The following is a 23,047-nucleotide window of genomic DNA, read 5'->3' as shown; positions in this document are numbered from 1 at the left end:
CGTCGCCGCGCCGGTGCGGCCGGTCCATGGCGGACGGCCGACGAGGGCGAGGCGTGCTGACACACGGGGACGTACGCGGCAAGGACGAAGAGGGCCGACGCATGAGCCTCGCGCAGTTGCACTACACCTCTGCCTCTGCGGGGGACGACGGGGTCGGTGCACGGTTCACCGCGGTCGGTGGCGGCATACCCACTCCGGTGCTGACCGAGGCGGAGAAGCTGCTCGGTTACGAGCCTCCGGCCGGGGCGCCGTATCATCCGACGAACATCGAACTCCGGTCGTTTCCCGAGACGTTCAGCTTCAGCGCGCTCTCCGACGGCAGCCATCTGCTGAACCGCACCGTGGCCCTCGGGGGGTCCGGCGCCGGTCACTTCCACGCGCATGCGGTGCATCTTCCGGCCGGCACGCGCCTGCCCGGCGACTCGCTCCCGATCACTGCGTGGCGGTCGCCGAGCTGGGCTTCGACCACGCCGGACAGCGGCACACCGGACCGCATATCCGCCCTGCCCGCCTCCGCCGCCTTCGGGCAGGAGGCGCTCAACGACTTCGCGGTCTCCCGCGGCCCCTGGCTCGCGACGGTCTTCGCCGACCTGCGCCGGGTGAGCGAGAAACCGTCGTCGGCGCAGCTCGTCCTCGTGGAGCGGCAGAGCGCGGACGTGGCCCGGTGGATCGCGCTGGCCGCAGCCGTACTCCCGCCGGAGCACGCCCAGCGGCTGACGTTCACCACGTACACCCGCCGCCCGGTGCACTCCCCGCACCAGGTCATCGGCGTACTGCCGGACGACGCACACGAGCTGACCGACACGGGCTTCCGTGTGCGCATGTGTGCCGGCCGCGCACCGGAGGGTCCGGTGGACGACACCTGGGCGGAGACCGTCGCCCGGGTCTGGCGCAGCCGCGCACCGGAACTTTTCCGGGCAGCGGCCGCGCTGCCGGGCGAACCCTTCGCCGCCGGACCACTCGCCTTCACCGCACTGCACGCAGGCATCGAACTCGGCCCGAACGGGCGTGCCGCAGCAGCCGATTGGGCCGGTGAGCGACCGTACGCGCTGAACGAACAGCAGATGCACCGGCTGACCACCGCGCTCACGGCACCGGCCGACGACCGCAGCGCCTCCGAATCGGCGTCCGTGGCCCGGCTGCTGGCAGCGCTCGAAGGACGTGCCCCTGCCACCACCACGGCGCCGCTCGCCGCACTGCTGGTGACGGAGGCGGTTCGGCGCAACGACGCCGCGCTGGCACTCCCGCCGCGCTCGGCGTTCGCCGAACCCGCCACCGTGAAGCAGCTGGCCGACGGACTCGGCCCGGACCTGCTCGCCGAACTCACCTCGGCAGCAACGGAGTCCACCACCGGGGCGACCATCGGGCGCCTGGTGCAGCTGCTCCGGATCGCCCGACTGCTCGGCATGGACCTCACCGACCAACTCCCTTCCGTCGCCCGGCACATGGCCCGGACGCTGCTCGCGGCACCGGCGCCGGACAGTGTCCCCGCGCTGCTCGACCTCCTGGACGAACAGTTCGACGTCCGCACGGCGCTCCTCGGCGAACTCGACCAACTCGCCCTGGCCGCCCCCTCCGCCGCCGAGGGGCTCCTCACTCGCGTCGCCCTGCCCTTCACCGGCGCGCAGGCACTGCCGCATCTGCGGATGTGCGCCGAGGCGCCCCGCGCGAAGGAGCAGGGCTCCGACCGCATCATGGCGCTGCACACGGTTCTGCGCGCCGCCGGGTTCTCGCCGTTCGCCGAGCCGCTGGTCCTGCGCACCGCCGTCGGGCTGATCTGGGGCGACGCCACCCCAACGGCGGGCGAAGCCCGACTTCTGCTCGGCGAGTCCGGCTCGGACTCGCACCGGACGGCCAGTACGTGGTCCCACCTCGTCGACGCGGCACTCCACGCCCCCTCCGACGACGAGGAGGCGGCGGAACTCGCCCACGATCTGCTGCGCTGCTTCCCTCAGGAGATCGGCACACGGGTCCGCGGTGCGCTGCAACTCCTGGACTTCGCCCGCGACGTCAGGTCCGGTCAGTCGGCGCCCGGCTGGCCCGACCGTGCAAAGGCTCTGCGTGCCCGCGCCGAACCGGTGGAGCCCACTGTGCTGGAGCACGCCTACGGCGCCCTGGCCCACAGTCTGCTCGCGCAGGACCGGCCCGACGCGGAGCTGTACGCGTTCGTGCACAGCGACGACGCGGACCTGATCGCCGCCTACGGCCGGGCAGCCCGCCACGGCGGCATTCTGGCCCGGCTGCGCTCCGACCCGGCGTACGTGGCCGACTGTTTCACCGTCTGGAGCGCCCACCCGCACGCGGGCCGGGCCTGGACCGATACCCGGGCCACACTGCTGGAGGAGGTGCTGCGTCCGGTGGTGCGCGGCCTGTCCGGCAGCGAGATCGCGGCGGTGGAGCAGGCCGTCGAGCGCACGGGGAGCAGCCGCACGGCAGAGACGTTCCGGGCCTGGAACCGGCCGGGCACGTTCGGCAGACGGCTGGGCAGCCGACTGACGGCGCGGGTGCGGCGGTCCTGAGACCGACCGGACTTCCGTATTTCCGCAGGTCAGCGGCATCGTCAAAGACGTCCGAAACTGACATCGTGTCAGTTATGGACTCCTTCGCACCGCGCTCACCAGGAGGAATCCCAGCCTGCCGACTCAAGGCGGGCGCGTTGTCGGCAGGGACTCGCGTGAAGTCCGGCTGGCGTACTAGCGGACCACGGCCTGGGCGGTGGCCCGCGCCCCCTGGGGTGCGGGCCACCGGCCGGGCAGGTGGCACGGGCTGCCCGGGGCGCCGGGTACCGTGGAACCTGCCGCTCTCGTGGACCTCCTTGCGGGCTGCGTGACCCCCCGTAGGAACAGATGAGGAACCGATGACGACGAACCGCGGACGCAAAGACGTCATCCGCGACCGGATGTCCGCCACCGGCGAGTCGTACAACGTCGCCGCCCGCAATCTGAAGGCGATGAAGGACATGGGCGCCACCCGTGACGCCGTCCTCACGCAGCGCTGGCGCCCGGCGGACTCGCTCGACGTTCCGTGCCCCTGCGGCGGGACCTGCGAGCCCGGCGGGACGTGCGACCACTGCCATGCCCGGCACCGGCATGTGGCGCGCTACCCCGGCAGCGTCACGGATGTGGAGACCTGGGCCGACCGGTACGACTGCATGGGGTGCTCGTCCTCGTACACGCTGACCGTCGTCCTGCGTGGCCGCCCCTGGGGTGTCGCCGAGACGGTGGTCCAGGGCGGGGCTGCCGAGCCGGTGGTCCGGGCGCGGGTGTTTCCCGGCGTCGCCCACCCGCTGCTACGCCCCGAGAGCTCCGAGGACGACTGACCGGCTGCGGGAGCAGGCGTACCCCCGCCGGCCCGGCGGGGGTCGGACCTCGCCCGGTGTCAGGCCGGGACCGCCGACTGGCCACCCGTACGCGTTCCTGTTCCAGGACGGCGAGCTTCGCCACCACCCACGAGCTCGGTCTCCAGCCCGAGGCGTACGACCCGAAGCTGCACGTCGACTTCACCCAGCTCCGCGACCGGGACCTGACCACCGAGGGCTTCGGACGGGCCGCCTGTGGCGGCCTCTGCGTTGCAGCCGGTCAGCTGGTGCGGCGAGAGCGGGCCAGAACCCGCCCGCCGAGGACCATGCTGATCAGCCCCACCACCAGGGCCACAATGCCCCCGCCCAGCCCGTTGCCGGTGCCGAGACCACCGTCGGCGGTGGCCACGACCAGCCCGCCGAGGGCCATGGCGACCAGCCCCGCCGCCAGGGCCATGATGGCCCTGCTTCGCCCGGAGCCGGGGCCGGTACGACCGGCGGGGCGGGCCAGAGCCAGCCCACCGATGACCACGCCGATCAGTCCTGCCAGCGCGGCCACGATGGCTCCGAGTCGCCCGGCGCTCATGTCGTAAGCGCTGGCGGCGGCCGGCTGTACCGAGGCGTGTGCGGCTGCCGGTGCGGCAAGTACGAAACCTCCGATCAGGGCGGCTCCGGTCACGGCAAGCACAGATCGGACTGACATGGGGTGCTCCTTCTCTTACGACTGGACGTTTTCTCTTACGACTGGACGTTGTCTGATCATGTCTGCCGGATCCACCGCCGGTCGTCCAGCGGACGCAGGCAAATCGCGCTGCCGCCGATGCCATAGCCGGCCACCGCGGACGCCGATCCGGCTAGGGTGCGCGCATGAGCACAGGACGGTCCTGTATTCCGGCCGGTGTCAGAGACTGGCTGATCGCCGCCGGCGCCGCGGGTGAAGCGCTGCGGCAGGCGGAGCGGCGGGCGGACGAAGCCGAGCGCACCCGGGAGAAGACCGCGCGGCACCGCGCCGACGAGGAGCGGCTGCGCATCGCGCGGGAGCTGCACGATTCGCTCGTCCACCAGATCTCGATCATCAAGGTGCAGGCTGAAGTCGCCGTCCACGTGGCCCGCAAGCGTGGCGAACCGGTGCCGGAGGCCCTGCTGGCGATCCAGCAGGCCGGTCGTGAGGCGACCCGGGAACTGCGAGCGACCCTGGAGGCGCTGCGCGACGACGGCAAGACCCCGCCGCACGGGCTCGACCACGTCCCGGAACTGGTGGAACGGTTCCGCATGACCGGCCTGGACGCGAGTTTGACGATCGAAGGACAGCGACACGACGTGCCGGCCGCAGTGGGCCGGACCGTGGGTCCTCGCCTATGAATCCGGCCCGGCAGCCCCGCGCAGCTCCTGACATCTCCCCTCGGACCTGCTGTGCCGGGCGCCGGGGCAGGGTGCGTGCGAGCGTCTCGTCCTGGCCGGTTTCCTGGCGTGGGGCCGCTTCGGCCCCGAGTCCTTCATCAGCTGACCGGGGGCGGCGTCTGGCCACATCCCGATGCCCACGCCGATGGCGTACAGGTGCAGAACGTTGTGGCCGACCCCTGCCCTGTCGACGTAAGCGCGCGGAGGACGTTGGTGGTCTGTCGGTGGCCAGTTGTGCCCCCCTCGCGGCCACTTGGCAAGGCGGCGCCTGGCCGCGGATGTCACAGAGAGTGAGCTGCGTGAAAGGGTTTCCTGGCTGATGCCCGCAGAACTCCGGGAGGGGCGATGATGACAGGCATGGCATTGTCGACGGCGTTCACGAAGTTGTTCGGTGTGCAGCATCCGATTGCGTTGGCGCCCATGGGCGGGTCAGCCGGCGGCGCGCTGGCTGCGGCGGTCTCCCGCGGCGGTGGGCTGGGGTTGCTGGGTGGCGGGTACGGGGATGACGGGGATTGGCTGGCCCGTGAGCTGCCGATCGTTGCCGGGGGCGGGAAGCCGTGGGGAGTTGGGTTCCTGAGCTGGGCGGCCGGTGTCGGCGCGGTCGAGCAGGCGCTGGAGTACGGCCCCGGTGCTGTGATGCTGTCCTTCGGGGATCCGAGCCCGTTCGTTGAGCGAGTCCGCGCAGCCGGTGCGGCGGTGATCGTTCAGGTCACCGATCTGGAGGAGGCCCGGAGGGCGGTGGATCTGGGGGCCGATGTCATCGTGGCGCAGGGCGGTGAGAGCGGCGGGCACGGGGCCCGGCGCGGGAGGGCCACGTTGCCGTTCGTGCCGGTGGTGGTGGACCTGGCGGCACCGGTGCCGGTGCTGGCAGCCGGTGGGATCGCCGACGGCCGTGGCGTGGCCGCCGCCTTGGCGCTGGGGGCCGCCGGGGCGCTCATCGGCACCCGATTCCAGGCCACGGCCGAGGCCTTGGTCGACCCCTCGGTTGCCGAGGCGATCGTCCGCGGGCGCGGGGAGGACACGGAACGCAGCGGCGTCCTCGACATCGCCCGGGGGGCCCGATGGCAGACGACGAAGTACACGGCTCGCTCCCTCGGCCATCCTTACCTCGACCGCTGGCGGGGCCGGGAGGTGGAACTCGCCGCGGATTCCCAGGCCCGAGATGCCTATCAGGCCGATGTGGCACGAGGCGATGTGCCACCGCTTCCGGTGTGGGCCGGCGAGGGCGTCGACCTCGTCAACGACCTGCCACCCGCAGCCGATCTCGTCGCCGCATTGGCCGCCCAGGCCGACAACGCCCTGGCCCGAGCAGGAAGGTACTGATAGGAGCACCCAGAAACACTCACTCCGGGTCACTTCCGTAATCGGCCATCGGTCGGGACTTCTTGGTGGCTGCTCAGTGGCTGGTCCTGTTCGAGTAGCGAGCGCACGGCACTGTCGTGGCCGCGGACGTGGGACGGCCAGCCGCCCGCCAGGGCGGCTGGCCCTCGAGAGCAAGCAGCAGCAGAAGTGAAACTCAGCGCCGGACTGTCAGACGAATGGCGTCGCCTCTTGGGCCGCCATGGCGAGCTCCAGCTCAGCAGGCGTGCGAATCCGCTCGGTGCTGCTGAAGTATCTGCGCACTCCAGGTGTCCACCGCGGGACTGCGGCGGTAGAAGACGTTCGGCTGCACCGGGTCGCACGTCACCAGCAGAATGTCTCCCTGGCCGAGCACAACCTTCCGCTGGACTCGTGTGGATCGGCGCCTGCGGGACCGCACGACCTCAAGGTGCAGCGAGTACGGACCTGGGGGCAAAGGGATGAAACGAACCTTTCTGATGCTGGTCCGATCCACGCTGCAGAGCTGACGCCCGCTCTCGGTCACGGACACCAGGCACCATTTGAGTGACATGCTGCGGGGAGGGTCGCGCAGGTCCACCTGGAACAGCAGCCCGCTCCGCCCTCGGCTGCGGGCTCTGTGGATCAGATAGCGAGAGCGCCACTTCAACTGGCCGTCGAAGTCGCTGTTCACCTGCACCGCAATGTCCCCCACGCTGCCCCCATCTGCGAGCCGATCAAGTCCCCCTGTCGACCCAGGCTGACACGAACCGCAAGATCCCAGAAGAGCCACGACCGGCAGAATGGGAGGGCAGAAGCCTGCCGGAGAGCAGCGGTGACACGAGAGAGGGGCCGGACCGCGACGGGGGGACGCGGTCCGGCCTCTTGCATGAGCGTGACAGACCAGGGCACGGTCTGCGCGTCATCCGCCAGTTTGGACAACTGGTGTCGGGCGATGGCCAGCACCTCCGCCCGCGCGTACGAACGCCTGCGCCGCAGCGCCCGCACGCGGCGCGGCCGCAACGCCGAGCCGAGTGCGGGGAACATCGACTCCCAGTCGGTCGACGGCTCCGAGACCGTCGGCGAGGACAGCTTCGCCGACCGTCGTGCACGGCCTGGGGTGGCAGGCTCTCGCCCATATGTGCTGTTGCTTCGGGCGTGCGGACGCCTGCTCCGACACGGGTCTCCCCGGCAGGCGGGCACCCTTCTGTGCTACTGAACTTGAACTCGTGATGTCGGGGCGTGCGGTTGTGGGCGTCAGATGTGAGCCCTGACTTACGCAGGTGCTCGTACCCGAGCTTGGTGACCACCTCGTCGGCCTTCCCGCCCCCGCCCGCCGAACCGGGCGTGCCCGTTAGCCCACCGCTCGAAGACCGACCGGCAATTGGGGGGCGGTCTAACTTCCCGGTCTTGGATTAAATCCATACGCCTCACACGGGCAGCCACTGAGGCCACCACGGCGGCACATTGTCCGGTGGGCAGAAGGACACCGGGTAGTTGTCGGGTGCGTGCCAGATCGCCATGAGCGGCCACAGCAGCATCACCCCGGTAGCGAGCGTCAACAGCAGCGGGAACAACAGTCTGGTGCGTCCCGTGACCTTCCGCATCAGCGCCCACAGCAGTGTCGACGCCGCTGCCATGGATGTCGACGCCACCACGAGGACGCCAAGATTGGCGGAGGCGTTGATGCCGATGTCACAGTCGTTCCAAGCGTTGCCCAGCAGCACGGAGGCGGCGTACCCAGAGCCCAGGAACACCGCCCAGCCGATGATCCAGGCCCCTGCGCTGTAGGGGGCCTTCTGCCCTTCACTCATCACGGTCCTCGGGCGATGTGGTCGGATGACAGGGGCAACCCGGTGACCGGGCTGCCCCTGCAACTGCGGAGTGCTACGTAGTTACTGACGTTGAACTCGTGATGTCGTGTTGCTGTGGCTGAGCGTCGTAGCTGGCCAGGTCAACGTCCCGAAGGGAATTGCGGGGCGCGCAGCACTGCGGGACCGCCTTGTCGGTGGGGGTGGATACCGTGCACGCCGACAGATCAGTGGCTGATGAGCCGGGAAGGAGCGGAACATGACGAAGGACGAGCCGAAAGCGGACGCCTGATCAGCCTGGATGAATATGCCGACGGAATCTTGAGCGGAATTTCCCGTGAATGGCACCAGGATGGGACCGTGCGATCCGAGGGGGTTATTCAGGATGGTCGCGCGGTGGGCGAATTCAAGGAGTGGCACCCCAACGGGGTTTTGAATTCCCGAAAGTTCTTTGACAGCGCTGCCGCTTCTCTCCGCGAGGAGGACACCTGGGATGACCACGGGGTCCTTCTGACGTCGTGGCGTCGCGACAACGGCTGAACGGATCACAATGTCCGTTACTTGCCCCCGCAGCCGCCTTGAAAGAGCTCAGTCCCACCGCCGACCGAGCTTGAAGGAACTACGTGACACAGGACGTCATCGCCCTGCCCCCGAACAGGCGAGGTGTAATGCACGGCCGCCCCGATCGGCGTGCCCCCGACCGGGAGTCATTTCAGTGACCAGGCCTGCGGGTCCCCTATCCCTCCTCGGGAACCAGCCGCAGCGAGATCGAGTTGATGCAGTACCGCTGATCCGTCGGTGTCGGGTAGCCCTCGCCCTCGAAGACATGGCCCAGGTGCGAGCCGCAGCGGGCGCAGCGCACCTCGGTGCGGACCATGCCGTGGCTGCGGTCCTGGATCAGTTCGACCGCGTCGGTGTCCTTCGGGTCGTAGAAGGACGGCCAGCCGCAGTGCGACTCGAACTTCGTGTCCGAGCGGAACAGCTCGGCGCCACAAGCCCGGCAGGAGTAGACGCCGGCCGTCTTGGTGTCGGTGTACTCACCGACGAAGGCCGGTTCAGTGCCGGCCTGGCGCAGGACCGCGTACTCGGCGGGCGTCAGCTCCGCGCGCCATTCCTCGTCCGGCTTCTCGATGTCGTACGACACGGTCGCTCCCTCAGCTCGACAGGTGGTCCAGGATCTGCGGGCCGAGGTCTGTGACGTCGCCCGCCCCCATGGTGAGAACGAGGTCGCCGGGCTTCGCCATTCCCGCAATGACCTCGGGGACTGCCGCCTTGTCGTGGACGGCGGTGACGTCGGCGCCGGCCGCCTTCGCCGCGTCGATGATCAGGGCACTGGTGATGCCCGGGATCGGGTCCTCTCGGGCCGGGTAGATGTCCAGGACCACGGAAGCGTCGGCGAGGGCGAGGGCCTGGCCCATCTCCGTACCGAGCTCCTGGGTGCGGGAGAAGAGGTGGGGCTGGAAGACGACCAGGAGGCGCGAGTCGGCGGCGGCGCCGCGCATCGCTTCGAGGTCGGCGGTCATCTCGGTCGGGTGGTGTGCGTACGAGTCGATGACCTGGACGCCCGCCGCATCGCCCTTGAGCTGGAGGCGGCGCTTGACGCCGGTGTACGTGCCGAGGGCGGAGGCCAGGTTGTGGGCCGGGATGCCGAGCGCGACACCGGCGACGAGAGCGGCGACCGCGTTGAGGGCGTAGTGGCGGCCGGGGACGGAGACCGTGAAAGTGAGGTACTTGCCGTTCAGGACGACGGTGACTTCGCTGGTCAGACCGCGCGGGGTGATCTTGTGGACCCGTACGTCGGCCGTCTCGGACTCGCCGTACGTGACGATGTTGAGCGACGCCAGGTCGCGTACCCGCCGCGTCAGCTCGACCGCGCCGGACTGGTCGGCGGAGACGACCAGGGTGCCGCCGGGGACGATCTTCCCGACGAACGTCTCGAAGGAGTCGTAGATCTCTTCCATCGAGGCGTAATTCGCGTGGTGGTCCAGCTCGGTGTTGAGGACGATCGCGACCTCGGGGTCGTACTTCTGGAAGCTGCGGTCGCTCTCGTCGGCCTCGGCGACGAAGATGTCGCCCTCGCCGTGCCTGGCGTTCGTGCCAGGGCCCGCGAGGTCGCCCCCGATGGCGTACGACGGGTCGAGGCCCAGCTCGGACAGGGCGACGGCCAGCATCGACGTGGTGGTCGTCTTGCCGTGGGTGCCCGCGACGGCAATCGCACGCAGTCCCTGCATCAGCGAGGCGAGCGCGTCGGAGCGGTGCACGACGGGGATCGACAACTCGGCGGCGCGCAGCAGCTCCGGGTTGTCGGCGCGGATGGCGCTGGAGACGACCACGCAGGACGCGTCGTCCGCCAGATGGGCGGCGGCGTGCCCGATGTGGACGGTCGCCCCCAGCGCCCGCAGTGCCTCGGCCGTGCCCGACTCCTTGGCGTCGCTGCCCGCGACCTTCGCGCCGCGCCGGGCGAGGATCTGTGCGATGCCCGACATTCCGGCGCCGCCGATGCCGATGAAGTGCGGCCGTTCCATGGCGGCAGGAATACCGGGTGCCATGCGTGTGTCTCCCCAGAAGTCGTTGTGAGTCGCCCCAGCCTATTCGCTGTGCGCGAAGAGCTTGAGCACCGGTACGCCGACCTTGTGCCGGGCCCGGGAGGCCCAGTCGCGGTGGAAGAACTCCTCCACGTAGTGCGGGGCGGTCAACACGATGACCTCGTCCGCCCCCGCCTCGTCGACGACGGACTTCAGCTTGTCCAGGGGGTGGTCCTCGACCACCTGTCCGACAGCCTCCGAGCCTGCCTTGCGCAGGGCGGCGAGCGACACCTCGAGCGCCAGTTCGGCGGGTTGCCTGGCGTCCTTGCCCTCCGGCTCCTCGAGCTCGCGGGCGGCTTCCTTCAGCTCGCCGATCGCCACGTCGTCGATGGCGCGCAGCAGTACGTCGGCCTGGTCTCCGCGCGGCTGCATCAGGACGACGAACGAGGTCTCTTCCTCCCCGTGCAGGGTGGTGACGAACTCGACGTCCTCGGAAGTGAGGGGCTTCTCGATCATCAAAACGCTGGTGAACACCTCGGGCGCCCTTCTGCTTCATCGGGCCTCGACGGCCTCTGCTGAAACCATCCTTCCCCGTTCTCGCACGGGGTCTGCGTGAATAATTGTGCCCACCGGGGGCTAACCGGAACGGGAAATTCCGCCGATTGTCAGATCCGACGGTACCGAGTGAAGAGGAACCCGGCCTCTTCCAGCATCGAAGCGAGGGTGAATCGTTCCGGCACCGCCACCGAGGGGCCGCCCGTGATCCGCTGTGCGTCGCCGGCGGTCAGCATGGGCGAGAGGGTGAGACAGAGCTCGTCCAGCACCCCGGCGGCCACGAACTGACCGAGCAGCCGGGGCCCGCCCTCCGCCAGCTGCCGCCTCAGCCCGCGGTCCGCGAGCTCCCGCACGACCCTGGTGGGGTCCACCCGGGAGCCCTCCCCCGCGATCACCACCTCGGCGCCCGCGCTCCGGGCCGCCTCGACCCGGTCCGGCGGCGCACCGGCCCCGGTGACCACGAGGGTCGGGACAAGCGGCGAGACGAAGAGCGGGAGCGAGAAATCCAGGTCCAGACTCCCGCTGACGACGGCGATCGCCGGCGCGGGTCCCTGCCCGGCCGCCGCCCGCCGCGCGGCAAAGGCGTCCCGGGCCCTGGCGGGCCGGTACCCCTCCATCCGTACGGTCTCCGCACCCACCACGACCACATCGGCCAGACCGCGCAGCGTGCCGAAGATCCGCATGTCCGTGTCGGACGAGATCGGCTGCGAGCGTCCGTCGTGCTGCGCGGCGCCGTCGAGTGTGGAGACCATGTTGGCGCGCAGCCAGGGGCCATCGCCCGCCGGGTACGCGTAGACGTCGGCGAGCTCGTCCAGACTCCACTCCCCTCCTTCGGCAGCCGGTGTCGGGTCGGTCACAGGGAAAAGGCGTCGCATCCGTGCAGTCTCGCATGGCGCTTAAGCTTGAGAGCTGTGTCGTCATCCACCGCCGTGCCGGGGCAGAGCCCCATAGCCGAAACGGCCCCGCTGTCCCTGTGCGCCCTTGAGCCGCACGTCCCCGCCGACCGTCTGGTCGCCGAGATGGTGCCGCCGCCGCGCTTCGACTCGGTGCGCTTCGACACGTATGTCCCCGATCCCGACCAGCCCAGCCAGACCGACGCGGTGAAGGTTCTCGACGAGTTCGCGCACGGGCTCGGCGGGGCGCACGCGACGGGTGCGGGCAGGAAGGGGAGCGCGCGAAGCGGATCCTCGGAGGGATGGTGGCGGTTCGGCAGGAAGGCTGCACCGGTCGCCGGGCCGCGCGGTGTCTATCTCGACGGCGGGTACGGCGTCGGCAAGACGCATCTCCTCGCCTCGCTCTGGCACGCCACGCCCGCCGCTCCCTCACTGAAGGCGTTCGGCACCTTCGTCGAGCTGACCAACCTGGTGGGCGCGCTGGGCTTCCAGCAGACCGTGCAGACGCTCAGCGGGCACCGGCTCCTGTGCATCGACGAGTTCGAGCTCGACGACCCGGGTGACACCGTCCTCGTGTCGTCGCTGCTCAGCAGGCTGGTCGAGGCGGGGGTCGCGCTCGCCGCCACCTCCAACACACTGCCCGGCAAGCTCGGCGAGGGGCGCTTCGCCGCCGCCGACTTCCTGCGGGAGATCCAGGGGCTGTCCTCGCGCTTCCGGCCGCTGCGGATCGACGGCGAGGACTACCGGCACCGCGGGCTGCCCGAGGCGCCGGCGCCGTACTCCGAGGAGCAGGTCACGAAGGCCGCGTACGCCACCGAGGGCGCCAGCCTGGACGACTTCCCGTCGCTGCTCGACCATCTGGCCCGCGTCCATCCGAGCCGGTACGGCGCACTGACGGACGGCATCCGCGCGGTGTGCCTCACCGACGTGCAGGCGGTTCCGGACCAGTCGACGGCGCTGCGGCTCGTCGTGCTCGCCGACCGGCTGTACGACCGGGAGGTCCCGGTGCTCGCGTCGGGGCTCCCGTTCGACCAGCTGTTCAGCGACGAGATGCTGAACGGGGGGTACCGGAAGAAGTACTTCCGGGCGATCTCCCGCCTGACGGCGCTGGCGCGCGACGCAAAGGGACTGGTGGCGCAGTAGGTTCGGGGGCGGTAACTCCACCCATCCGAAGGGATCCAGCATGGCAACCACGCGTCAGGCGCACACGGTCTGGGAAGGCAACCTGATCGAGGGCGAGGGTGTTGTCACCTTCGACTCCTCCGGCATCGGGGAGTACGCGGTCTCGTGGCCGTCCCGCGCGGAGAAGGCGAACGGCAAGACCAGCCCGGAGGAGCTCATCGCGGCGGCGCACTCCAGCTGCTTCTCGATGGCCCTGTCCAACGGTCTGACCACGGCCGGCAACGCGCCGACCCGGCTGAACACCCAGGCCGAGGTCACCTTCCAGCCCGGCACCGGCATCACCGGCATCCACCTCACCGTGCAGGGCGAGGTGCCCGGTCTCGACGAGGCGGACTTCATCAAGGCCGCCGAGGACGCCAAGGCGAACTGCCCGGTCAGCCAGGCCCTCACGGGCACGACGATCACGCTGACCGCGTCGCTCGTCTGACCGCACGGGCGGCCCCGCAGGTGGTCCCACGGGCCCATGACGCGGACGAGGCTCAGTGACCCGCGTGGTTCCCGCGCGACGATACGCGTGGTAGACACATGCGGGTCACTTCTCCTGTCCGCCAGCAGGGAGTTGCCTCATGTCATCAACTGCACCTCGACGACTCGCAACACGACGCCAGGTCCTGGCCGGCAGCGGTGCGACCGCTGTCTCGATCGCCTTCGCCGGGGCCTTCTCCGAACTCTTCGCGGGCACCGCGGCCGCCCGTGGCCACAGCGGTTACGGTCCGCTGGCCCCCGACCCCGACGGTCTGCTCGATCTGCCGCAAGGGTTCCGCTACCGGGTCCTGTCCCGGGAGGGCGACCGGCTCCGCTCCGGCGAGGGCCGGGTCCCCAGCAACCACGACGGCATGGCCGCGTTCACCGGCCACCGCGGCCGCGTCCATCTCGTCCGCAATCACGAGAACCGGGTCACCGCGAAGATCCCGGTACCGACCGTCGACGGCCTCACCTACGACCCGATGGGCAAGGGCGGCTGCACGGCCCTGGAGCTCGACAGCCGGGGCGCGGTCCTCGGTGAACGGGTGGCCATCGCCGGCACAGCGGTGAACTGCGCGGGTGGCCGGACCCCGTGGAACACCTGGCTGACCTGCGAGGAGACCGAGGACCGGGCCGGCACCAACGGCTACACCAAGGACCACGGCTTCATCTTCGAAGTGGACGGCGCCGACCCGCGCCGCACCGGAGCCGTGCCGCTCACCGCGATGGGCCGCTTCCAGCACGAGGCGATCGCGATCGATCCGAACAACGGGATCGTGTACGAGACGGAGGACGCGTTCGACAAGCCGTTCGGGCTCTTCTACCGCTTCCTTCCGGAACTACCGCTCGGTGGCACCGGCTCACTGCGGGCCGGCGGCGAACTGCAGGCCATGCGAGTGCCCGGTGTCCCGGACCTCTCCGTCATCCAGGAAACCGGTGCGAGCTTCGACCGGATCGAGTGGGTCCCCGTACCGGATCCGCAGGCCGCCGGAACGCCGATCCGGTTCCAGGACTTCGGCCCGAAGGGCATCACACACGCCCAGAAGCTGGAGGGCTGCTACTGGGGCGGCTCGTCGGTCTACTTCGTCTCCAGCTTCGCGCAGAGCGCGGCGGGCTCGGCGGCCGACCACTTCGGGCAGGTGTGGCGGTACGAGCCGAAGCGGCGCCGCCTCACGCTGGTGGTCGTCTTCGGTCCGGGTACGGACGTGCAGTTGCCCGGCGAGTCCCCCGACAACATCTGTCTGACGTCCGACGGCGGGCTGATGGTGTGCGAGGACGGCAACGGCGCGCAGCATGTATTCGGCGTGACGCGGCACGGCGAGGTGTACGCGATGGCGCGCGGCCGGCAGAACATCGGGACGGCGGAGAGTCCGGAGTGGGGCGAGTTCGCCGGGGTCACGTTCGCTCCGGACGGCGGGACGATGTTCGTGAACTGCTACACGCCGGGGACGACGTTCGCGGTGACGGGTCCTTGGCACTGAGGTGTTGAGCGGTACGGGGGCGGCGCGGTCCGCCGCCCCCGTACCGGACGGGGCATCGGCCGCTACCAGGTGGTGAAGGCCCCGTCCGCGGTGCGCAGGTGCGGCCGCTCGGCTTCGGTGGCCCGGTCCTTCCGTGCCTCGTCCCGGTCGGTGACGACGCCGGTCCCCGGAAGGACCATGGGCCGTTGGGCGGCGCACGGCCCCGGAGGACACCACGGCCGCGCGGCGGCTGCTCGGCTTCGCGCGGATTTTCTGCTCGACGGCCGAGCGCGACTCGACGGGCCGGGCGATTCCGGGGACGGATTCGATCAGGAGGAGCGCCGCACCGGACTCCCACCGGGACGATCGGCTACTCACCATAAGTGACCAATTCTGTACGAAAATTGACCGCAGTCGCCACTTTGAGTGCCATTCTGGGCACCGTTCTGAGCGGCTGCGGTACTGACACCCTGTCAAAGAGCTCGGGTTCAAAAGCCACCCACGCCCCCCGGCACGCACAGCCCGCCGCCCCGCCGCCGTCACCGTCCGCGAAGCCCGCGCCCGTAGAGAACCAGCCACCCACGATGGCACCGGACCAGGCCGGGCTGACACCGGTCTTCAAGCGCGCGCGGAACACCACGGACAAGGTCGTGGCGCTCACCTTCGACGCCGACATGACAGCCGACGAGGGTCCGCGCGCAGCGGCGGGCGAGCACTTCGACAACCCGGAGCTGATCGCGCTGCTGCGCCGCCTGAAGGTGCCCGCAACCGTGTTCATGACGGGGTGGTGGGCGGACGAGTACCCGACGCAGGCCCGGTCCATCGGCACCGACCCGCTCTTCGAGATCGCCAACCACTCCTACAGCCACTACCCCTTCACCTCGCCCTGCTACGGACTTCCGGTCCTGGACAAGGCGGATATGCGCGCCGACGTGGAGCGGGCCTTCACGGCGATCCGGAAGACGGGCGCGCTCCATGTGGTGCCGTACTTCCGCTTCCCCGGCGGCTGCTACAACGATGCGGCGCTGCGCACGCTGGCGTCCGAGAAAATGACGGCGGTGCAGTGGGACGTGGTCAGCGGCGACGCGTTCGCGACGGACGCGGACGCGGTGGCCGCGCAGGTGCTGGCCGGGGTGAAGCCGGGGTCCCTGGTCGTCATGCACTGCACGCGCAGCGCCGCTCCCGTCACGGCCAAGGCCGTCAGCCAGGTAGTACCGGAACTGCGCAGGCACGGGACCGCTTCGTGAAGGTCTCCGAGCTGATGGGACGCCGACCGGACGCCGCACACCCTCTGACGACAGGACCTGGCGCCCCTCCCGGCAAGCTCTGCCCCGTCGCACCGCCCAGCACGCCCGCTCGACGACGCTCCTCATGGGGCAAACACTGCCGGTCACGGCACTAGCCGGAGCAGGCCGTGCGCTGTGCCTCCTGCCATTCGCAGACCGGGCAGAGCGTGATGCCCTTGACCGACTCCGGGTACTCGGTCGGCTTCCGGCACAGCACGCATTCGGCATACGGAGGACCGGAATCCGCCGGCACGGGCCTCGTGTCGGGCGTCTCGCAGTACGGCTCGTCCAGGCGCTCGTCCATGCGTACGAGCCTACTCACCCGCGCAGCGAAGTGAGCCTGCAGACGACCGCCGCCACCGCGCAGGCCGCCGCGGCGGCGCCGATCACGGGCAGGACGGGGATGTGTACCGCTCCGGTCAGCGAACCGGTGACCAGTCCCGTGACCGCGTACTTCGCGGGCGATCCGGTGGTCACCAGGGACAGCAGGGCAGCGAGCGCGGTGGTCGCGACCGACCAGCCGCGACGGTGCACCACCGGGCGGGTGCACAGGGCGCCGACCGCCGCTCCCAGCAGCACGCAGCAGCCGGCGGCGAGCAGCCCGGCGAGTGCGGCGGGCAGCAGCGGGACGCGGACGGTGTGGTCGGCGTTGGCCGGATCGCTGATCAGCAGCACGATCGCGGTGGCCGCCGTGCCCAGCAGTCCGGCACAGCCCGCGGCGGTGAGCAGCGATGCCAGGTGGACCCGCGGCTGCCCGGCCACCGCCGCGGCGACAGTCCGGGCGGCGGGTGGTTCCTGAGTGGCGCAGAGCTGGACGAGCCAGGCGGTGACGGGCAGGAGCGCCGCGGCGGCGTAACCGAGCGAGTCGAGCACGGGCTGCCCCGACTGGACTCCGACGGCGAGGAAGACCGCGTACAGGAGAACGGGGGCGAGCCAGCGCTGGGAGCGGAGCAGCAGCGCGGCCTGGTAGCGAATCAGGGCGGTCATCGTGCCTGCCGGGTCTCTGACGGTTCGGTCCGGGGCGTCGGTTCGGGTGCCGCTGCCGCCGACAGGTGTGTGATGTGCCAGGGCGGGCGGGCTGTGAGCAGAGCGCGCAGGACTGCGTCGGAGTGCACGGCCGCGACCGTGAGCCGGACGGTTCCGTCGGTCCGGGGCTCCTGCACCGGTGCGCCGGGCAGCCCCGGGGGAAGGACGGCCCCGGACGCGCCTGTGACCTCGATGCGTACCCGCGGCCCGGCCGTCCCGTCCCCGGTCTCCGCCGCCGTTACGGGGACGAGCCGGTGCCCCTCGACCCGGTGGGTGACGTCGACCGCCTCGGCCAGTCGGCGCGGATCGTGGTCGACGAAGACGACGGTGGCCCCGGCCGTGATCCGTTCCGCGACCGCGCGGTCCAGTTCGCCGCGGGCCTCCGTGTCCAGGCCGGTCCATGCCTCGTCCAGGACCAGGAGCTCCGGTTCGGCGAGCAGCGCCTGGGCGACGGCGACCTTCTGGCTGGTGCCCTTGGAGAGTTCGGACAGGGGGGTACGGGCGTGGCCGGCGGCCCCGAAGCGCGCCAGCCACTCCTGCGCCCGCCCGGTCGCCTCCGGGGTCCGCAGACCGTGGATCCGCCCGAGGTGGACGAGGTACCCGGCGGCGGTGAAGGGCAGCGCCGCCGGGAAGCGCTCGGGGACGTACGCCGTGCGCGGCCGTCGGCCGGTGATGCAGCCCTCGGTCGGGGCGTCGATCCCGGCGATCAGCCTCAACAGCGTCGACTTTCCGGTGCCGTTGACGCCCTCGATCCGGACCAGGGTGTGCGCGGGCAGGTCGAGGTCGACCCCGCGCAGCACCCATGGTCCGCCGAGGCCGTACCGTCGGCCCACTCCTGTCAGGTTCAGTTGGCCGACGCCTTCTCGGGCTTGAGCTCGCTGGGCCGGACGATTACGAACCCCTCGCCCTGCAGCATCAGTTGGACCGCCTCGCCGGAGCCGCCGCGGATCATCGAGCCGATGCTCTGCGAGCGGTGCAGCGAGGTGCTGAGCTGGGCGCTCCAGCCGACGACCGCGTCCGTGTCGACGTACACCGGCTGCTGGGCCGTGACGGGGATCACGATCGGGTGGCCCTCGCAGATCAGGCCGAGCTTGCCGTAACCGCTGAAAACGCTGTTGAAGAGCCCGCCACCGGCTATCCCGGCGCCCTTCACGGTCTTGATCTCGTACGCGAGGGTGGGGTCGAAACAGAGGACGTTGCGGCCGTTGACGGTGAGGACGTCGCCCTGCTCCATGTCCACGATGAAGCAGTTGGCGGCCTCGTGCGCGAACCACGCCTCGCCCTGCCCGCGGACCGCCATCAGCGGCAGCCCCTCGCCGGTGACCGCACGCTTCAGCATGCCGCCGAGGCCCTGGCCCTTGCGCTCGAACTGGAGATTGCCGCGGAAGGCGACCATCGATCCCTGGCGGGCGTGCATCTCGCCGTTGACGGCGTACTTGATGGATTTGGCGTTCTGCAGGGTCATTCCAGGGGCAGTTGTCGGCTGGGCCATGTTCTCGCTGGAAAAGAGATCGCTCTTCATGCGGTGCATCCTCACCCGGACCGTTTCATTCCGCCAAGGAGCCGGGCCGCGCGACTGGCAGACTGGGACGAGTGAGCAGCAACGACATTTCCGCACCTCAGTCCCCGTCCGGCGCCCCGGCCCCCTCGGACTCCCCGTTCCACTCCGAGCCGACCAGCCGCGACGAGGCCCCGCAGTACGTGCTTCCGCTGGTCGTGCACATCGAGAAGACCGACCCTCCGCCCCGCACCGACGCGCTGCGCACCGCCGCCCGCGCCGTCCTCGTGATGCTCTCGGACGAGCGGTCGGCCGGCGAGGGCGAGTGGGCGCAGGTGATGCGCGACTGGCAGGACGCCCGGATCCGCAAGGTGGTGCGGCGGGCGCGCGGCGCGGAGTGGCGCAAGGCGTCCGCGCTGCCCGGCATCACGGTCACCGGCGAGAGCGCCGAGGTGCGGGTGTTCCCGCCGGTTCCGCTGGACGGCTGGCCGAAGGAGCTGGCGAAGCTCCAGGTGTCGGGGACGGACCTGGACGACCCCGAGCCGCCCGCCGCACCCGACCCGTCCGGCCCGGTGCTCTGGCTGAACCCGGAGCTCGACATGTCCGCGGGCAAGGAGATGGCACAGGCCGGGCACGGCGCGCAGCTCGCCTGGTGGGAGCTGTCGGACACGGAGCGCAAGGCGTGGCGGGAGGCGGGCTTCCCGCTCTCCGTCGCCACCCCGGACGCCACCCGCTGGGCGGAACTCACCGTGAGCGGACTGCCGGTGGTGCGTGACGCCGGGTTCACGGAGATCGCCCCCGGGAAAACTGTTGTAGTAGAGGGGGCCCATCGTGTCGGCTCTCTCCCGCGCCTACGACGACGGTAGGCGGGCCAGTCCTCGTTCGCCGGTGCCGGCGAGTAGTCGCCAGGCCGTGGGCGTGGATGCCACCGGGCCGAACACCTCGGCCTGATCACGCAGGACGGACGGATCCGTGATGGTCTCGCCGCCGTCGGCGAGCATCACCGCCGGATCGGTCATGATCCGGCCCGGGTCGTGGCCGGTCCCGCGCGGGCGCAACGGCCGCAGCGCGGTGGAGTACGCATGGGTCAGCCCGGTCGCATCGGCGAGATCCGCCAGCAGCTCGGCTCCGGCATGCCCGACCGCCCCCGAGCCGTCAGCGGACACCACAACCCTGGGACGCGAACCGGTGGCGTCGGGTAGCGGGGACGCATTGCTGCGCCCCCGCCCCCTCAGAACCGTACGTGCACGTCATCCGCGCATACGGCTCAAGCAAGCCCTGAAGGTTCTTGGGATTGCAGAGTCATCTCGTTGCCCGACGCGTTCAGCAACGTAGGCACGAGGCGTGGGCGAGGCGGAGTTGAACTCCGTCCGGCGTCTTCGCTCCCGTCTGCGGGGTGACGAACTGCTGGACGGTGAAGATGCCCTTGTCACCCGCCCCCCGCCGAGGCGGCGGCTGTGGGGCCCCAGCTTCGGCTGCCAGCGCGAGGGGTTGACCAGGTCGAAGCAGGTCGAAGGCAGTTTTCACCGGCCGGTAGCCGGTGTAGTCCTCGAAGGGCTGGCCATTGAACTCGCGGCCCTCGTCGCCAAGCTGGTTCATACCGTCCCGCTTGGCAGCCGCGACGACGGCCTTGCCGGCCAGGTTGCCGATGCCGACCGGACTGGTCCGGTCCTCCGACTCGTCGTCGGGGTTCAGGCCGACCGCGATCATCAGGTCCCGGAAGTTCGACTCCCGCCCCGGCTCCGAGCCCTTTATCACTTGGTAATTGGCGTGCACGGCGGCGATGTTCTTGTTCCTGTTGCTGGACGCCTCGCTGGAGGGGCGACGGCCGAGCCGGGAGTGCACGCCCACCGCGTTCGGGTGGTAGGGCGCCGTCGCGTCGAACCGCGCGGTCGTCGACAAATGGATGAACCGGTGGAGCACGGTCACATCCATGGGGGCGATGACGTCCTTGTCCGGATGGAACTGGGCGATCAGGTCCCGGATGAAGTTGCCGCTGTCGAGGTCGAAGTCGGCGGCCGACTCCGCAGCCGAGCGGGTGGGCAGGCCGGCGGCGGCCGTTCCGCTGTGCCCCAGGGTGGCCAGCGCCGAGGTTGAAACACCGCCGAGCAGCAGCGACCTGCGCCACGGCATGAATCCTGGGACCGGAGAACCTCTGAACGTCGCCATGGGTTGTGTCCTCTTCTTTGAAATGGCGGCTTTATCGCCGCAAGAAGGTTGCACTCCATGGAACGAGGCTCAGGGCTGTCCCGTAACCCCTGGCGGGCGCACGACGACAGCTACGGCACCTCGCTGCATTGTCGGAACGTCCGAATACGCCCAGTATGAGGACGCTCCTCCGCCTTGCGATGCACCGCATCTGACGCCGTGCGCTGATTCACCAGGGATTACGGGACAGCCCTTAGGGAATTCGTTCGCCTCTCGGCCAATACACGATCGAGTAGTACACACTACCCACGCTGGAGCCTTGACGGGTGTTGCTCACGGTGAGCCCCTCCGGCAATAATGTGGAGGGGGAAGGTGTACTGCTTTCGGGGACGAAAGTTTTTCCCGCGCGGGAAGCACATACGGAGGGGCCGATCACGCCGGACAAGACGGTCCCGGTTTCGGTGCCGATACCCTCAATTCCGCATGGTGATTCACCTCGACTTGCCGGGGAGAATCCCCAATACGTACAGCATTGGCTACGGCGCAGGGTCTTCCAACGATTCCTGTACAACGGAGCACGGTGCGGGTCATTGACGGGAGACGGGATGCACCGGCTGCGGGCTGCGGGCTGCGAAGCTCCGGGGTGACGAGACCATCTCCGTCAAGTTCTTCGAGGTGACGACAAAGAGGCCCTTCAGCTCTCCGTCGACACCAATATCAAGCATGGGCTGCCGCTTTCGCCGGCCGATCGCCGGGCCGCGGCTGGTCCAGCCGTATCCTCGCCATACACCGACCATGGGTGGACAAGGCTATCGCGGCTGCTACCGGGCCGGCTCCGACGACGGTGAGCGCGATCCGGCACGCCTGCGAGCGGGCTGGGACCCGACCTTGACCCCTCAGCACGGCACCACCAAGGAGCGCATGCCATCCGTGGAGGCGGTGGGGCCCCGACGCGTACGCCTGCTGGAAGGCTGCCCCCTTGGTCACCCTCCGGTCGACTCAGGGGCAGGACACCACCTGCGCCGCGTAGCTGAGCCCGGCACCGAAGCCCATCAGGAGGACCGGGTCGCCGGACTGGATCCGGCCGAGGTCGATGAGGCGGCTCAGGGCGAGCGGGACGGAGGCCGCCGAGGTGTTGCCGGTCTTCACGACGTCGCGGGCGACTGCGGCATTCGTCGCACCGAGGCTCGTCGCGAGGCGGTCTATCATCCGCAGGTTGGCCTGGTGCGTGACGAAACCCTTGAGATCTTCCGGGACCAACCCTGCGCGCGCACATGCCGCTTGGGCAACCTGGACAAGCTCGGTGGTGACCCAGCGGTAGACGGCCTGGCCGCTCATCGTCACGCTGCCATGCCGGTCGGGGATGGCGATCAAAGATGCCTTCTCGCCGTCGCCTCCCCATACCACCGGGTGGATTCCGGTGTGCCCGGCGGAGACGACGACCGCGGCACCTGCGCCGTCCGCGAAGACCGTGGCGGTGTCGACGTCCATGGGGTCCACCCAGTCGGTCATCCTCTCGGCGCCGACGACCAGCGCGCAGCGACTCGTGCCCGAGCGGACCAGACCGTCGGCAATCCCGAGTCCATAGCAGAAGCCCGCACAGGCGGCGTTGACGTCGAAGGCCGCGACCGCGGGGATGCCGAGCAGGGCGGCGACGGACGCCGCGCCGTTCGGCATGGGCGAGGGCATGGAGCAGGTGGCGAGGACGAGGAGGTCGACATCGTCCGGGGCGAGTCCCGCCGTGACGAGGGCCTTCGCGGCGGCGGTGGCACCCATGGCCGTCAGGGAGTCCTTCGGGCCGGCGAAGCGCCGCTCGCGGATACCGACGCGCCGCTCGATCCACTCGGCGGATACGCCGAGTGGATCCCCTAGTTCCGCATTACCCACAATCCGTTCGGGCCGGACGCCCGCGACGGCGGCGATCCGGGAGCCGGCCCCGGCATCGAGAACGATCTGTGCAGATGAATTGGACAACTTACTGTCACCTCGGTAAGTCTGCGGCGTCGGACAGCTCGGCAGCTGCCGACAACTCATCATTCCGTCGACGCAGAATTCGGGCCGGCACAATGTGCGGAAGCTGGGATTCCATTTGCATCGAAGTTTTGCCGTTCTCCGGAGAAGAGAGGCTTGGGCAGGCCACCGGGAAGTGCCGCGCGGTCCATTTCGGCACGACTTTTGACAC

Annotated in this window: 21 protein-coding genes and 3 pseudogenes; 11 read left to right on the top strand and 13 right to left on the bottom strand. The window is 70.0% G+C overall.

Annotated features, from left to right (window positions below; translation table 11 throughout):
- Window positions 1-101 precede the first annotated feature (101 nt).
- Complete coding sequence (locus ACWD6R_RS13215) at window positions 102-2,519, top strand: GTPase-associated protein 1-related protein (RefSeq protein ID WP_451818785.1); 2,418 nt, start codon at window positions 102-104, stop codon at window positions 2,517-2,519.
- A gap of 338 nt (window positions 2,520-2,857) precedes the next feature.
- Window positions 2,858-3,319: a hypothetical protein gene (locus ACWD6R_RS13210; RefSeq protein WP_451818764.1), complete on the top strand. Its 462-nt coding sequence runs from the start codon at window positions 2,858-2,860 to the stop codon at window positions 3,317-3,319.
- 259 nt (window positions 3,320-3,578) lie between these two features.
- Here the strand turns inward: ACWD6R_RS13210 and ACWD6R_RS13205 are convergent, their stop codons facing one another.
- Window positions 3,579-4,001: a DUF6223 family protein gene (locus ACWD6R_RS13205; protein ID WP_451818763.1), complete on the bottom strand. Its 423-nt coding sequence runs from the start codon at window positions 3,999-4,001 to the stop codon at window positions 3,579-3,581.
- Window positions 4,002-4,207: 206 nt separating this feature from the next.
- On the opposite strand from ACWD6R_RS13205, the pseudogene ACWD6R_RS13200 reads away from it, so the two are divergent.
- The 3 genes and pseudogenes from ACWD6R_RS13200 to ACWD6R_RS13190 form a co-directional block, all read left to right on the top strand.
- Window positions 4,208-4,645: pseudogene (locus ACWD6R_RS13200) on the top strand (sensor histidine kinase); the annotation flags it as partial.
- 411 nt (window positions 4,646-5,056) lie between these two features.
- Window positions 5,057-6,022, top strand: coding sequence for an NAD(P)H-dependent flavin oxidoreductase (locus tag ACWD6R_RS13195; protein ID WP_451818762.1), 966 nt, complete (start codon window positions 5,057-5,059; stop codon window positions 6,020-6,022).
- A 949-nt stretch (window positions 6,023-6,971) separates the two neighbouring features.
- Window positions 6,972-7,235 (top strand): hypothetical protein, encoded by a 264-nt coding sequence (locus tag ACWD6R_RS13190; RefSeq protein ID WP_451818761.1) that lies wholly within the window; start codon window positions 6,972-6,974, stop codon window positions 7,233-7,235.
- Between the two features lie 211 nt (window positions 7,236-7,446).
- On the opposite strand, the gene ACWD6R_RS13185 is transcribed toward ACWD6R_RS13190, so the two are convergent.
- Entirely contained in the window at window positions 7,447-7,830 is a 384-nt protein-coding gene (locus ACWD6R_RS13185; RefSeq protein ID WP_451818760.1) for a hypothetical protein, read from the bottom strand.
- Between the two features lie 234 nt (window positions 7,831-8,064).
- Between ACWD6R_RS13185 and ACWD6R_RS13180 the strand changes: the two genes are divergently transcribed.
- Window positions 8,065-8,367 carry a toxin-antitoxin system YwqK family antitoxin gene (locus ACWD6R_RS13180; protein WP_451818759.1) on the top strand — a complete coding sequence of 101 codons (303 nt, stop codon included), beginning with the start codon at window positions 8,065-8,067 and terminating at the stop codon, window positions 8,365-8,367.
- Between the two features lie 196 nt (window positions 8,368-8,563).
- On the opposite strand, the gene msrB is transcribed toward ACWD6R_RS13180, so the two are convergent.
- The 4 genes from msrB to ACWD6R_RS13160 form a co-directional block, all read right to left on the bottom strand.
- Window positions 8,564-8,971 carry a peptide-methionine (R)-S-oxide reductase MsrB gene (msrB, locus tag ACWD6R_RS13175; protein ID WP_451818758.1) on the bottom strand — a complete coding sequence of 136 codons (408 nt, stop codon included), beginning with the start codon at window positions 8,969-8,971 and terminating at the stop codon, window positions 8,564-8,566.
- A gap of 10 nt (window positions 8,972-8,981) precedes the next feature.
- The gene (gene murC / locus ACWD6R_RS13170; protein ID WP_451818757.1) at window positions 8,982-10,376 is read right to left on the bottom strand and encodes a UDP-N-acetylmuramate--L-alanine ligase; all 1,395 of its coding nucleotides are present in this window, start codon (window positions 10,374-10,376) and stop codon (window positions 8,982-8,984) included.
- A gap of 39 nt (window positions 10,377-10,415) precedes the next feature.
- Window positions 10,416-10,868, bottom strand: coding sequence for an indole-3-glycerol phosphate synthase (locus ACWD6R_RS13165; RefSeq protein ID WP_451818756.1), 453 nt, complete (start codon window positions 10,866-10,868; stop codon window positions 10,416-10,418).
- A gap of 149 nt (window positions 10,869-11,017) precedes the next feature.
- Complete coding sequence (locus tag ACWD6R_RS13160; RefSeq protein WP_451818755.1) at window positions 11,018-11,782, bottom strand: pyrimidine reductase family protein; 765 nt, start codon at window positions 11,780-11,782, stop codon at window positions 11,018-11,020.
- Between the two features lie 36 nt (window positions 11,783-11,818).
- Between ACWD6R_RS13160 and zapE the strand changes: the two genes are divergently transcribed.
- From zapE to ACWD6R_RS13140, 4 genes and pseudogenes are all read left to right on the top strand, one after another.
- Entirely contained in the window at window positions 11,819-12,943 is a 1,125-nt protein-coding gene (gene zapE, locus ACWD6R_RS13155; RefSeq protein WP_451818754.1) for a cell division protein ZapE, read from the top strand.
- A gap of 40 nt (window positions 12,944-12,983) precedes the next feature.
- The gene (locus tag ACWD6R_RS13150; protein ID WP_406422733.1) at window positions 12,984-13,409 is read left to right on the top strand and encodes an OsmC family protein; all 426 of its coding nucleotides are present in this window, start codon (window positions 12,984-12,986) and stop codon (window positions 13,407-13,409) included.
- A gap of 139 nt (window positions 13,410-13,548) precedes the next feature.
- Window positions 13,549-14,928 (top strand): alkaline phosphatase PhoX, encoded by a 1,380-nt coding sequence (locus ACWD6R_RS13145; protein WP_451818753.1) that lies wholly within the window; start codon window positions 13,549-13,551, stop codon window positions 14,926-14,928.
- Window positions 14,929-15,311: 383 nt separating this feature from the next.
- Window positions 15,312-16,174 (top strand): annotated as a pseudogene (locus ACWD6R_RS13140) (polysaccharide deacetylase family protein); the annotation flags it as partial.
- 131 nt (window positions 16,175-16,305) lie between these two features.
- On the opposite strand, the gene ACWD6R_RS13135 reads toward ACWD6R_RS13140, so the two are convergent.
- Genes ACWD6R_RS13135 through ACWD6R_RS13120 form a run of 4 tightly spaced genes read right to left on the bottom strand, consistent with a single transcriptional unit; the run spans window position 16,306 to window position 18,741 of the window.
- Window positions 16,306-16,497 (bottom strand): hypothetical protein, encoded by a 192-nt coding sequence (locus ACWD6R_RS13135; protein ID WP_266980225.1) that lies wholly within the window; start codon window positions 16,495-16,497, stop codon window positions 16,306-16,308.
- Window positions 16,498-16,511: 14 nt separating this feature from the next.
- Entirely contained in the window at window positions 16,512-17,180 is a 669-nt protein-coding gene (locus ACWD6R_RS13130; protein ID WP_451818752.1) for an ABC transporter, read from the bottom strand.
- The gene (locus tag ACWD6R_RS13125; RefSeq protein WP_451818784.1) at window positions 17,177-18,019 is read right to left on the bottom strand and encodes an ATP-binding cassette domain-containing protein; all 843 of its coding nucleotides are present in this window, start codon (window positions 18,017-18,019) and stop codon (window positions 17,177-17,179) included. The genes ACWD6R_RS13130 and ACWD6R_RS13125 overlap by 4 nt, the downstream gene beginning before the upstream one ends.
- 44 nt (window positions 18,020-18,063) lie before the next feature.
- The gene (locus ACWD6R_RS13120) at window positions 18,064-18,741 is read right to left on the bottom strand and encodes an AIM24 family protein (protein ID WP_451818751.1); all 678 of its coding nucleotides are present in this window, start codon (window positions 18,739-18,741) and stop codon (window positions 18,064-18,066) included.
- A 71-nt stretch (window positions 18,742-18,812) separates the two neighbouring features.
- On the opposite strand from ACWD6R_RS13120, the gene ACWD6R_RS13115 reads away from it, so the two are divergent.
- Entirely contained in the window at window positions 18,813-19,583 is a 771-nt protein-coding gene (locus tag ACWD6R_RS13115) for a peptidyl-tRNA hydrolase (protein ID WP_451818750.1), read from the top strand.
- Here the strand turns inward: ACWD6R_RS13115 and ACWD6R_RS13110 are convergent.
- The 3 genes and pseudogenes from ACWD6R_RS13110 to ACWD6R_RS13100 all read right to left on the bottom strand — a co-directional run.
- Window positions 19,572-19,952 (bottom strand): annotated as a pseudogene (locus ACWD6R_RS13110) (hypothetical protein); the annotation flags it as partial. The gene ACWD6R_RS13115 and the pseudogene ACWD6R_RS13110 overlap by 12 nt on opposite strands.
- Window positions 19,953-20,040: 88 nt before the next feature.
- Window positions 20,041-20,850: a DUF6851 domain-containing protein gene (locus tag ACWD6R_RS13105; protein WP_451818749.1), complete on the bottom strand. Its 810-nt coding sequence runs from the start codon at window positions 20,848-20,850 to the stop codon at window positions 20,041-20,043.
- A 1,014-nt stretch (window positions 20,851-21,864) separates the two neighbouring features.
- Complete coding sequence (locus tag ACWD6R_RS13100; protein ID WP_451818748.1) at window positions 21,865-22,839, bottom strand: beta-ketoacyl-ACP synthase 3; 975 nt, start codon at window positions 22,837-22,839, stop codon at window positions 21,865-21,867.
- Window positions 22,840-23,047: the final 208 nt, after the last annotated feature.

It is taken from the genome of Streptomyces sp. NPDC005151 (genome assembly GCF_053599875.1).
This window is presented reverse-complemented; position numbering and strand designations above follow the sequence as displayed.